General features: G+C 35.5%; 12 protein-coding genes and 2 pseudogenes. 12 read left to right on the top strand and 2 right to left on the bottom strand.

Going from position 1 to position 11082, the window contains the following annotated elements; all coding sequences use genetic code 11:
• Window positions 1-124: 124 nt before the first annotated feature.
• Both ACLPIE_RS12135 and ACLPIE_RS12130 read right to left on the bottom strand, forming a co-directional pair.
• Window positions 125-363: pseudogene (locus ACLPIE_RS12135) on the bottom strand (transposase); the annotation flags it as partial.
• Window positions 364-411: 48 nt separating this feature from the next.
• Window positions 412-573: pseudogene (locus ACLPIE_RS12130) on the bottom strand (IS1 family transposase); the annotation flags it as partial.
• A 496-nt stretch (window positions 574-1069) separates the two neighbouring features.
• On the opposite strand from ACLPIE_RS12130, the gene ACLPIE_RS12125 reads away from it, so the two are divergent.
• The 12 genes from ACLPIE_RS12125 (at window position 1070) to sctI (ending at window position 11076) form a co-directional block, all read left to right on the top strand.
• Window positions 1070-1447 (top strand): hypothetical protein, encoded by a 378-nt coding sequence (locus ACLPIE_RS12125; RefSeq protein ID WP_430261911.1) that lies wholly within the window; start codon window positions 1070-1072, stop codon window positions 1445-1447.
• 1 nt (window position 1448) lies between these two features.
• The gene (locus ACLPIE_RS12120) at window positions 1449-2960 is read left to right on the top strand and encodes an EscC/YscC/HrcC family type III secretion system outer membrane ring protein (protein WP_430261909.1); all 1512 of its coding nucleotides are present in this window, start codon (window positions 1449-1451) and stop codon (window positions 2958-2960) included.
• A 14-nt stretch (window positions 2961-2974) separates the two neighbouring features.
• Window positions 2975-4198, top strand: a complete 1224-nt coding sequence (sctD, locus tag ACLPIE_RS12115) for a type III secretion system inner membrane ring subunit SctD (protein WP_430261907.1) — start codon at window positions 2975-2977, stop codon at window positions 4196-4198.
• 8 nt (window positions 4199-4206) lie between these two features.
• Window positions 4207-4461 carry an EscE/YscE/SsaE family type III secretion system needle protein co-chaperone gene (locus tag ACLPIE_RS12110; RefSeq protein ID WP_430261905.1) on the top strand — a complete coding sequence of 85 codons (255 nt, stop codon included), beginning with the start codon at window positions 4207-4209 and terminating at the stop codon, window positions 4459-4461.
• Window positions 4451-4717: a hypothetical protein gene (locus ACLPIE_RS12105; protein WP_430261903.1), complete on the top strand. Its 267-nt coding sequence runs from the start codon at window positions 4451-4453 to the stop codon at window positions 4715-4717. The genes ACLPIE_RS12110 and ACLPIE_RS12105 overlap by 11 nt, the downstream gene beginning before the upstream one ends.
• Window positions 4718-4821: 104 nt before the next feature.
• Window positions 4822-6246 carry a hypothetical protein gene (locus ACLPIE_RS12100; protein ID WP_430261901.1) on the top strand — a complete coding sequence of 475 codons (1425 nt, stop codon included), beginning with the start codon at window positions 4822-4824 and terminating at the stop codon, window positions 6244-6246.
• Entirely contained in the window at window positions 6246-6740 is a 495-nt protein-coding gene (locus tag ACLPIE_RS12095; protein ID WP_430261899.1) for a hypothetical protein, read from the top strand. Before ACLPIE_RS12100 ends, ACLPIE_RS12095 begins: the two co-directional genes overlap by 1 nt.
• A complete protein-coding gene (locus ACLPIE_RS12090; RefSeq protein ID WP_430261897.1) occupies window positions 6730-8748 on the top strand; it encodes a hypothetical protein in 2019 nt (672 codons plus the stop codon). Before ACLPIE_RS12095 ends, ACLPIE_RS12090 begins: the two co-directional genes overlap by 11 nt.
• Window positions 8749-8762: 14 nt before the next feature.
• Window positions 8763-9767 carry a hypothetical protein gene (locus tag ACLPIE_RS12085; protein ID WP_430261895.1) on the top strand — a complete coding sequence of 335 codons (1005 nt, stop codon included), beginning with the start codon at window positions 8763-8765 and terminating at the stop codon, window positions 9765-9767.
• Window positions 9768-9769: 2 nt separating this feature from the next.
• Window positions 9770-10165, top strand: coding sequence for a hypothetical protein (locus tag ACLPIE_RS12080; RefSeq protein ID WP_430261893.1), 396 nt, complete (start codon window positions 9770-9772; stop codon window positions 10163-10165).
• Between the two features lie 74 nt (window positions 10166-10239).
• Window positions 10240-10458 carry a type III secretion system needle filament subunit SctF gene (gene sctF, locus ACLPIE_RS12075; RefSeq protein WP_430261891.1) on the top strand — a complete coding sequence of 73 codons (219 nt, stop codon included), beginning with the start codon at window positions 10240-10242 and terminating at the stop codon, window positions 10456-10458.
• Between the two features lie 276 nt (window positions 10459-10734).
• Window positions 10735-11076, top strand: a complete 342-nt coding sequence (gene sctI, locus ACLPIE_RS12070) for a type III secretion system inner rod subunit SctI (protein ID WP_430261889.1) — start codon at window positions 10735-10737, stop codon at window positions 11074-11076.
• The last annotated feature ends 6 nt before the right edge of the window (window positions 11077-11082 follow it).

Raw genomic sequence — 11082 nt, 5'->3', positions numbered from 1 at the left:
AATACTGGATATGGCTGGAAGTTTTGTGCTACCGAGTAGGCGACAAAGGCATTACCCTCGAGCAGTAAAGAAAAAGCCGCAACGATATCCGTTACGGCGATCTTAATGGCTTAACTGACAAGCATTACGCCAGTAGCGCCATTTTCTTCATGTTTTGTGCAACCGCCGCTAATAAGCACTGCATTTGCTCTTGATTTAACCCACGGAACCGCGTATAGCGATGACCATGATGTTGTTTGGCATCGGCAAAGCTTCTTTCTACCGTCTCTTTTCGCCTTGCATACACTTTTTTCCCCATTTACTCAGCCTTAACGCATTTGACCATTCCTTTGACTCTTCCCAAACATGTCGGATAACGGCTTTTTTGCGTGATTTTCCGGTCTCTTTCGACAGCCATATTAACTATGCTACCTCATTGAGGTCTGACTGACACGCTCGGTATATATAATTGAGTTGGAAGGTGCAGTAGTAAGTTTGACAGCGGTAACGAGGGTGACCAGCATTGCCGGTACCATGTTTTTTAACAGGAGCGGTTAATTCGCAGAAGCGGCATTTCACTGAAACAAGAGCCATACAGAACCTCAACAAAAAAGCACAGTTTACCCTATGAGCGACTTATTGAGTATACGACCTATTTGATTGATATATAATGATATGTTTAGAAATTTACGGAGATACTTTGTCATGTAATCAAGTTCTATAAATATATTTTTTTACGGAAAAATATACGGGTTCTGCCATGATTAGTTCGTTTTTATAATCAGGTTAATTACAACGGTTTGCGGTATTTTACTATGCTTACTGTATTGATTTTTTTGATGTGCAGGCGAGTGAGGGGATATAAATAATAGTTATTAAATTAAATTTAAAAAAAAACAATAGGTTAGCATGAAAATTCAAAGGTGAGTAAATTTATCATTAATGCAATTATAAATACCTACTTGACAGCATATACCTGACGACAATTCTATATAAGTTAATTAGTTATTAAGTTGGTTATCAGATTGCCCTTTATCTTTTTTTAATAAAGTTGGTGCGATTATAAAAATCATTGCTACTGGTATCTAATATGTTTGATAAATTATCGGGTATACCTGAATTACTTATTGAAAACTGTGTCAACGGTAGATACGAGCTCGTTATTGATGGCATGTTAGGATATTTTAGACATCAAACAGATAACAGTGGAGTTTTATATTTATCATTACCAAATAATGGTAATGACATTGCACAAGTTGAGCTTTGGCAATACTGTTTTTCTTCTGGAAAACTTAATTTTGATTTTTCGATGATATTTAACTTCCAGCATTGGTGGCTAGTTCAAAAAATAGTTCTAGAGAATAGTGAAAATATACAAACGCATGTTTATACACAGGTAACCTTAGCTAATTATTTTTCTAGTGTACTGGAAAATAATATTAAATTAGAAAAAAACACTGGTCCATAAAATGAAAAATATTCGTTTATTTTGGGGAGTAATACTATTGCTATCTCATTTTTTAGCAGTAGCTAGCCCCAATACAAATAATCAACCTAATTGGAAAGGTGATGCATGGTATTTACGCACACACGGTATTCCATTAAAACAATTGTTAAGAGATTTTGGTTCAAATTTTAATGTACCTGTCATTGTGAGTGATGCGGTAAATGATGTTTTCATTGGCGAAATAACTGGAGAACCACCACAAAAAATTTTACAGCGCTTATCTGGCTTGTTTAATTTAGTCTTCTATTATGACGGTGATGTTCTCTATATATATAAAGCGAAGGAAATATTTTTAGAGGTACTAACAACGCAGTATTTACAGCCAGAAGCGGTGTATAACTATTTGCTTAGTCGTGGCGCTTTAGCTAATAAAAGTTGTGTATTTCGCCAAGTTGGCGACTTTCAGGCGTTTGAAGTGCAGGGGGTTCCCGCATGTGTTAATCGAATAGCCAATTTGGTTAGTGAGGTGGATGGCAAGGCGAGAATTCGCGCGACAAACACAGAAGTCATCCAGATTTTCCCGTTACAATACGCATCTGCGATAGATTCGACCTACGAATACAGGCAGCAAAAAGTGGTTGTTCCAGGTATTGTCTCTGTGCTTAATCAAATGAAAAGTGGTGGAGCCTTACCGATTGGTGATGGTAAAAGTGAACTGGTTGGGGATATCTCGAATACTCAATTTTCAGCAGATCCAAACCAAAATTCTATCATTGTCAGGGCTAGGGAGATTGATATTCCTATTTACCAACAGTTAATTAAAAAATTGGATAAAAGACAACCACAGATAGAAATAACAGTAACGATCATTGATGTGGATGTTGGCAAATTACAGCAGTTGGGTGTGGATTGGTCTGGAAAATTAAGCGCTGGTGGTTCTGATATAAGCTTTAATACAGGTATTCCAGGGAATTACATTAGTACGATTATTAGTAACTCAGCCGATTTTATGGCAAGAGTTAGTGCGTTACAGCAAAATTCAGAAGCGCGGGTGTTATCACAGCCATCGATTGTAACCTTAAATAACGTGCAAGCCATTTTAGATAAAAACGTTACATTTTATACCAAATTAGAAGGTAAAGAGGTGGCCAAACTAGAATCAATTTCGTCGGGAACATTGATGAGGGTGACTCCTAGGATCATTGAGGATAATCAGAGCGAAGGTAAGGGTAAGATACAAGAAATTATGCTGAAGTTGAACATTCAGGATGGGCAGCAGCTATCGACTGCAAACCAAACTAATCCGCTTCCACAGGTACAAAATTCAGAAATAACTACTCAGGCAACACTGAAACCTGAACAGAGTTTATTACTTGGTGGGTTTGTTCAAGATAAAGAAGTGGCTGCACAAAGAGGAATCCCTTTACTGCAGGATATTCCTTTACTTGGTGGGTTATTTAAAACTTCTTATAGTGAAATGCATAGTGTTGTTCGCTTATTTTTAATTAAAGCCCAGCCGATAACGCTAGAATAAAAGTGAGTAGTTCAGTGACTTTACACTTGAAATTTTTAAATGGTCCAATGAAAGGATATGGTTTAGATCTGCCAGAAGGAAAAGTGACATTAGGAAAAGGTGATGTTGATATTCAGGCCGTTTTTGACAATGGCACACAGACAATTGAACTTGATGTTAATGAAAGCCATGTAGTGATATTAAGTGATGCTAATTGTTGGGTAGATGGTTGGCCATATAATGAAAAACAGCTCCCGTTAGATAAAGTAATTAATTTAGCAGGTTTTGCTTTTATTCTGCTTACTGATGAAAGTCACTTTGATATAAATAACATCAGTGAAAAACAGATTAGAGCACGTCGTCGATTATCTAAGCTGAAGAAAAATATAATTACAATTTTTTCGGTGATATCAGTAGCACTAGTGATTGTTGGCATTATTAGAATCGACATTTTTAGTGGGGCAGAAAATAAAAATCTATCTCCATTCGAAATCATTAATAGGTTGAAAAAAGGGCAAAGTAATATTTCTTTATCATCGTTGGAGTTTGGCTGGAGTAAAGAAAAAATATTACGGATCTCTGGAAAATGCAGAAAACAAGAAGATTTAGAAAGATTGTTAATGTATTTAAAAGGTGAAGGGATTTATTGGTCTCTAGAAACTCAATGCCAAGATAAATTACGAGAAAACATCGAAGACTTACTGATACAAGAAGGGTATCAACAAATTAAGGTCAGCGATGGCGAGAAAATTGGTGAGGTTATTATTCGAGGAAATATTAAAGCTGACAAACACTGGGAAAGAGTTGTTAGGCAATTAATGGAATATTCAGAGTTAACCCGCTGGTCAGTAGAAAATAAAAAAATGGATAGGTTAGAAGTGATCAATGCGCTTCGTAAACTTGGATTGCTAGGGAAAATTACTATTTATAAACAAGAGGATAAATGGGTGGTTAGTGGTCTGTTAACGCCAAAACAGCAAAATAGTATAAAAGAAGAATTAGAGGCTATATTTGAATCGAATGAAAAAGATATCATATTTCAAAATATATCGATCTCGAATTTTTCTAGGGATGGAATATTCCCTCAACCGATAACCAGTATTGGCGGCAACAAACGCAACTCATACGTGATCCTATTAGATGGACGGCGACTACAAGTTGGCTCAAGATTAAATAATGATTTTGAAATAGTAAATATTGATCCGCTTAACGGCATTGATGTTTATAAAGAAGGGCAATTATTGCATATCGCACTATAGGGAGAAATATGCCTTCAGTAACCTTATTAGAGCGTGTCTTGAGGCGGCCAGATGCGAAACGACATGCATTAAAACTCGTTAAACTATTGAGGCGTCGGCAAGAAAAACTAGAAAAATTATGCTTACAACCTTCGACACCAGAACAATGGACATACCATAATCAAATTTTATCAGCTTGTCTTGCGGCGGAGGAGACAATATTAGTTTTGTATCGACGTTATCACAACCAAGCGCTTGATGAGGAAGAGTTAAATGAAAAATAATTATATTTACGAAGAATTTAAAAATAGTTTAGAACGCGACACTGCTGAGTTTTCAAAGCACTATAAAGCGTTTCTGGAGCTGAAAGCTATGCTGGAGATGTTATCTTCTCAAGCAGATAATACTCCAGAGGCTGCTAAAAAATTAGCGAATATTCAAGCATTAAATAATGATGCGAATTTTATTGCATTATGCGCTAAAGCGGAGCGTGAGTTAAAGCAATTGAATGCGAATATTAGCCTTTTGAGTGAGCAATAAACAAAAAATAAGTGATTCAATAGGTTTCAAGCCCTGAAAATAAAATAGAAAATATTAGTTCGTTATCTTATAAAAAACGATTTTATTTAAGATGAGTAATAATAATGTCTGAACATGAAATAAAAATACCAACGAGTATGGTAAATCATGGTATGAATAACCAATTTCTGATGCCGCTGGAACTCATTGGAAAGCTGAAACAATTAGTGCTAGGTAGCGGGTCACTCGCAAATAATGTGCAGCTGAATAAGTTAATTAATTTGTTGGATTCTGGCGAAAAATTGCCACTCTCTATACAAAAACAATTAACTGAGCTAATAAATAAGGGTAATGATGGTAGTGACCTAGAGATAGGTCTATCTAAGCTATTTATATTACTAGGGATAAAAAAAGAAGCTGAGCCAGTTACTATCAAACAGATTGGTAATTTATTGTTGGGTAAATTAAATAATATATCGCAGAATCCAGAAAATAAATTTCTGATTAATCAAAGTATTTTATTTTTAAAGCAGGTTATTAAAAATGTAGAACCAGTTGCACTCAAGGATAAATTAAATCAGTTAATAACACTACTAAGAAATGAAACAACGTCATTAACGCCTCAACCGATTGATAAAGATCTTAAAATGTATTTGCAGCAAATGATGAAAGAGAGCAATAACACACAATCTTCGGGTATCGATAGCCAACTAGCTAGAGATATGACCGAGTTTGTATTACGGATCAATCAAAAAATGACCGAGTCAGAGACAATAAAATCGACTGACCCCTATTTCATCCAAGGGCAGCAACAACAGCAACAGCAACAGCAACAGCAACAGCAGCAGCAACAACAACAGCAGCAACAACAGCAACAACAACAGCAAAAACAACAAAAACAACAGAAACAGCAAAAACCGGAGAATGATGAAAGAATAGAGCCGTCAGCATTGAAGTCAGCAAGAAGCACACAGGCGAAAACACCGACGACCACCTATGAAAATACTATCAAAAGTCGCAATTCATTAGGTCTAGAGTTGTACAGTGGTAATAGCATATTTTCCAGTGGATTATCAGTTCTTTTTCTGTTTATGGAAGTGCTGTCAGAGCAAGCCAATGGAAAATTTGCTGATATGGAAATTAATTCAGCTATCGCTCGGGATGCACAAAAACATGCTTCAACAATAGATGGTGTTTTAGCGGATGTAGCAGCAAAAGGAAATTCAAAAGCAACGGGGGTTTTGCCTGCAGAGGTCGAAAAATATATCGAGGAAAATAAACTCGAGATTAGTGGTGTCTGTGGTTATGACGAAGACGGTAAATGGAGTTTTACAGATAAAAGTAACCCTAAAAGATATAAACAAGGCGAATTAACCGCTATTAAAGGCGCACTTGATAATGTTGCAAATAAGTCTTCTGATTTTATTTCAACTTCTCAGCTTCAATTACAAAAAATGATGCAAACTTATAATGTTTGTGTCTCCTTAATTAATAGTATGCAGACAATGCTAGCTGACATAAATAAAATGATTGCCCAAGGAATAAGGTAATGAAAAGTGGAGATGAAAAGGCGAATGTAGAGTCTCTATTTGATTTTTTCTCTTCAGGTGGTGCGATGCATATGCTTGAAGGGATATCCCAAAAAGATATGGATGATTTATGGCATTATTCTTGTCAACTTCTCGAAAATAATAAAATAAAAGAAGCAAGAAATATCTTGCAACTGTTAGTAAGAAGTAACCACTGGAATAGTGATTATTTAATCACATTAGGGATTGTTTGCCAAAAAATGAATGCACACTACGATGCGTGTATTTATTTATCTCAAGCGGCTCGAATTTTAATAACTAACCCTATCCCCTCTTGGTTGATGGCTTACAGTTCAATTGCATTAACGTTTTGGCAAGGTGCAATTGAATTATATGAAAGTGCTTTATTACTCGCCAATGGTAAACCTGAGTGGGAAAAATTAACCATAGATGCAACAGAGCAATTAGCCTATTGCCAAGATAAGTTAACCAAAGAGAATGAAGATGAGTGTTAATAATTCAGTCACAAGTCAAGCTCAATTAAATAATAATCAACTTAATGGGCAGAGGATGGTAACCAGTGCGCAAGTGATGCAATTTCTTGCTGGTACCATTCAAAAAGGTGGAAATAGTGCGACATTAGCCAATACCGTACTGCAATTTATGCAGCAATTAACCCCAAGTACAGCGCAAGCAGCGGGGCAACAATTTAGCGAGCGAATTGCACCACAAGTTGCTCAACAAATGAGCCAGCAGATTACGCAGAAATTAGCCCCTTTAGTGCAAGAATTTAACCCCCGAGAGAGCCAAGTTTTTCGTATTTTGGAGGATGTCGCCAACCACTTTCAAATGAAAAATATCTCTCAATCTCGTATTTTAACAAGTAATACGCGTGATGCATTATCCGATTTCTATCGTTCGTTATCTGGAAATCAACAGACTCGAGAGTTGCGACAAGCTGTCCAGCAATTATTACAGAATAAAGCACCATCAAATAATAATGGGCTACAGCAGCTAATGAAGATTTTTTCTTTACAGCAAAATGCGAATAATAGTGAAATAAAAAACTTAACTAAACAGTTATTGGACCAGCACCCTGAACTAAGAGAGGCTCTAAAAAAAGCTTCTCTTGGGGAACCCGTAGAAAAAGGAAAAACATTAACGACTGATAAGGAGGTTAAACATAAAGAGCAACGTGCTAACACTAAGTCTGAATCTAAATTAGAATCATCAGACAAAAATATAGAAGAAGAGATAGTTTTCTCTTGGAATAAAGGTGAGCGCCAGCAACAACAAGGTCAAAACGGCCAACAACATTTTCATCAGCAAGAGGATACTGACGATGAAGATACGATAATGATTAAAAACCGAACATCATTATCTATCGCAACAATGAAAAATGACTATCAATCTTTAGGTGCGAGTACTGGTAAAGTTAATAATAATTTACAGATTGAGAAGAAAAATAATAAAACTTCTCATCATGATCTTGGCTTATCGTATATTAGACCTCAAAATACAGTTCGGGTAAGTGATAATCGTGCTGAACAGGCATCTAGAAATATTTTACAAGATAATAAAGTTACGATGACTCAGATAATTAATGAGCCACTAGATGATTTATTATTACGAGCAAACATTTTAGGCCTAAAAACATTTAGTAATACAGCTGACTCGACAATAACAAGTATTAAGTCTAATGCAGAAGCTCAAATTAAAATTAATGATAAAAAAATCATTGATGTAAAAAAACAAATGGAGAAAGCAGCTAAGCAAGAGAAAGCTGCGAAAAAAATGGGCATATTTTCTAAAATCTTTATGCCGATTGTTAAATTATTCCAATATATTCTGAAACCGGTTGTTGAACTGTTAAAAGTAATACCTGCTTTCAAAGGAATTGGTGAATGGATAGAAAAACATACCGAAATGATCGCTTCAGTGTATATGGAATTACAGATGGCGGTATTAACGGCATTATTTATGCCAGCGATAGCACCATTTATTGCAGCTCTAATTATTACAACATTAGTTAATATTATTTTTTCGGTGACAACAGAGCTTTTAGGGGATAAAGCCCCAACAGCGTTAAAATATGTAGGAATGGCAACGAGTATTTTATCTAGCATCGCTATGTTATTTGCTGGAGGAGCATCGCTTGTTACAAAAATACCAACAATAATGAGTAAATTAAGTGCTAATGTGGCAAGTAAAACGGAACAACTAATTAAATTAGGTACCAAAGTCTCGAGCGGAATAAGCGCTGCGATTGGTATTACGGAGTCCGCTAATCAATTAGTATTAGGCTCAATTCAAACAATATTAACCAAAGAAATTGCCGACTTGGGTATTAGCCTAGATTATTCTGATATGCAAGTCGACTGGCTGAAAACGGCTCAAAAAGACATATTAGCGAACCTAGAAGGCATTATTTCTAGAACAGGCTTGTTAACCGATATTTTCTCTTCCATGGTCAGTGAATCGACAAAATTACAAAGTCAATTAGCCAACTCGATGGCTCAATAATAAGGATACTTACGATGAGTGTTAGTAATGTTACGAGTGCAACCAGTAAGCCATATATCTCCCCTGAGACTAGCCCTACTGTGAATGTAAAACAAAAATCCTCAATGAATACAGAAAAAGATTTTGACCTTAATGGGTTAATATTATTAATGCAAGAACTGTTTCAAAAACTAAGGAATACATTGCAAGATCAAACTGTGAAACAGTCTATTAATAGTTTTAATATCATAAAATCGTCAGTAGAAAAAAAACAGGAAGCAGCAAATAAAAACCAAAATGCAGGGATTTTTTCTGCAGTGGTGGGTGGCGCAGGAGGGCTGTTGTCGATAGGGGCAACTTTTGGTGCAGAAAAACTACCAGGTATCGCAAAACGTAAGCCTGATGGCATGATGAGTGATAAGCAATTAGCCAAAATGCAACCAAAAATAGATAATTTTGTGAAACCGAGTTTAAAACCCAAAAATGAACAGTTAGCTGAATTAGATAAAGCATGGGAAAAAAGCTATAGCTGTATGCCGCAGGAGCAACAAATGAACTTTAAACCAGGTATCCTCGGTATTAAAGATGGAAAACTGAAAGATAGTGAAAAGGTGTCTGCTGCACATGATAAATTAAAAGAATTTTCCGAGAGAATTGCTGAGAGTAAGATAACTGATCAGAAAACATTACATTCTTGGACAAAGCAAAAAAAGAACAGTTTAGATAAAATTGACCGTAGCTTAAATAAACTTAATCCACACAATTTTCAATCATCTTCTGAAGCTTTTAGAATGGCAGGCATACAAGTCGGCCCAAGTATTGCCAATAGCGCAGGGCAATTAGGAAGTAGCATTCTAACTAAAGAGGCGACAGGGGAAACTATTTCAGCGGAATACTTAAAAGATAACCATGAGATCTATTCAAAACAGCAAGAAGTCGACAGCAATAATATGCGAGCTTATTCACAGAAGCTGACCGATGTGACTCGCAGTTTAGTTGATATTTATGGCGCAATGATAAATGCGACAAACTGGAAGTAATCATGACGCAAAGTGAAAAATTGCTTTTCAATTTTTTAGAAAAAAGGGGCTATCAGGTAAAAAAATCTTATTTTCAAAACACAGGTTATGAATTAGGCTGGGAAGTATCAAGCTCTCTATTTAAAATGGTCTTAAAAATAGATGGTGAAACCCTTTTTATTTGTAATATTGAAAGTAATAAACATCAAGTGGGATTAGAAAGTTTTGTTTCTGCTTTAATTAACCTGTGGAAAACAATTATTGCCGATATAAACGGCATTACTGAGGTTTGTGGTATTATCGGGAATTATGGTAATAGTCATGAGCGAAAATCAAGAGAGAAAATGAAAGCGCTATTGATAGCCAATGGAGGAAAAGAGAAAATAATATTCAATGAAACTTGGGTGAAATATTCTTAATATGAGATTGGACTGGTTTTTAACTGGTCCAATCATTCTGCATAGCTATGAGTTTTTAATTAATAGGAAATATAATGAGTATCGATACTGTATTAACACAGCTGTCTCAGCAGACATCAAATTACTCTAAAAGTTTAGAGAATAAAATCACAGAAACAGAAATTAATGATCCAGAAGCGATGTTGCAAGCCCAGTTTGCAATACAAAAATATGCGTCACTAGTGAATTATCAAAGTGCATTAATTAAAACTGTCCGCGATATGATCAGTGGAATTATTAGCAAAATAAACTAATGATGAATAGCCAATATAGTTTAACTAAATCAATGAGGAGACTAATTACCCTGTGTGTATTTGCTGCTGCTAATCATAATTTAAAACTACAAGTTTCTGCAGTTTCAAATGTATTGCCGATAATTATTGTAGATAAAGAGTTGCTGTTAGAATGCAATACCGTTTTAAATTTATTGCTTGACAAGTGATAGCTGACGTCAGGGTACTAGTCTAAAAATAACCCCAATTTATATTCAATGTAGAAAGAATGTAATTTTTAATTACTAAGGATTCAGAATGCCAGTTTCAGCGATTGAAGCAAGTCATGCGATTCATAACGTATTTTTATCAGAAAAAAGTAATGCAATTGCTGAACCTTCAGATATTCAGGATTTCGCTAAGCATTTAATGTCAGAGAGCTTTTCTAACCCCGAACACCAAGCGATAGATAAACTTCAGAAATCCCATATGTCATTAGTTCATGGCATACAGAAAAATGCATTTATCAAAGAGGTTTCACCAGAGAAAGCCGTAGAGTTCCAAGCTGATATTACTAATAGCATGCTAAAGGTAGATACCGTTGCTAAAGTTGCAGGGTTATTTTCTGTGGCAATTAATAAACTTGTTTCTATGCAGTAGTAAATT

Source organism: Providencia sp. Me31A (genome assembly GCF_050487165.1).
GTDB lineage: Bacteria > Pseudomonadota > Gammaproteobacteria > Enterobacterales > Enterobacteriaceae > Providencia.
Note: the sequence above shows the minus strand (reverse complement) of the source record. Positions and strands in the feature narration are given on the sequence as shown.

What these genes read in the sequence shown, in the direction of transcription:
- ACLPIE_RS12125 (WP_430261911.1), top strand. Translation starts at nt 1,070, where the DNA reads ATGTTTGATAAATTATCGGGTATACCTGAATTACTTATTGAAAACTGT.
- ACLPIE_RS12120 (WP_430261909.1), top strand. Translation starts at nt 1,449, where the DNA reads ATGAAAAATATTCGTTTATTTTGGGGAGTAATACTATTGCTATCTCAT.
- ACLPIE_RS12110 (WP_430261905.1), top strand. Translation starts at nt 4,207, where the DNA reads ATGCCTTCAGTAACCTTATTAGAGCGTGTCTTGAGGCGGCCAGATGCG.
- ACLPIE_RS12105 (WP_430261903.1), top strand. Translation starts at nt 4,451, where the DNA reads ATGAAAAATAATTATATTTACGAAGAATTTAAAAATAGTTTAGAACGC.
- ACLPIE_RS12100 (WP_430261901.1), top strand. Translation starts at nt 4,822, where the DNA reads ATGTCTGAACATGAAATAAAAATACCAACGAGTATGGTAAATCATGGT.
- ACLPIE_RS12095 (WP_430261899.1), top strand. Translation starts at nt 6,246, where the DNA reads ATGAAAAGTGGAGATGAAAAGGCGAATGTAGAGTCTCTATTTGATTTT.
- ACLPIE_RS12090 (WP_430261897.1), top strand. Translation starts at nt 6,730, where the DNA reads ATGAGTGTTAATAATTCAGTCACAAGTCAAGCTCAATTAAATAATAAT.
- ACLPIE_RS12085 (WP_430261895.1), top strand. Translation starts at nt 8,763, where the DNA reads ATGAGTGTTAGTAATGTTACGAGTGCAACCAGTAAGCCATATATCTCC.
- ACLPIE_RS12080 (WP_430261893.1), top strand. Translation starts at nt 9,770, where the DNA reads ATGACGCAAAGTGAAAAATTGCTTTTCAATTTTTTAGAAAAAAGGGGC.
- sctF (WP_430261891.1), top strand. Translation starts at nt 10,240, where the DNA reads ATGAGTATCGATACTGTATTAACACAGCTGTCTCAGCAGACATCAAAT.
- sctI (WP_430261889.1), top strand. Translation starts at nt 10,735, where the DNA reads ATGCCAGTTTCAGCGATTGAAGCAAGTCATGCGATTCATAACGTATTT.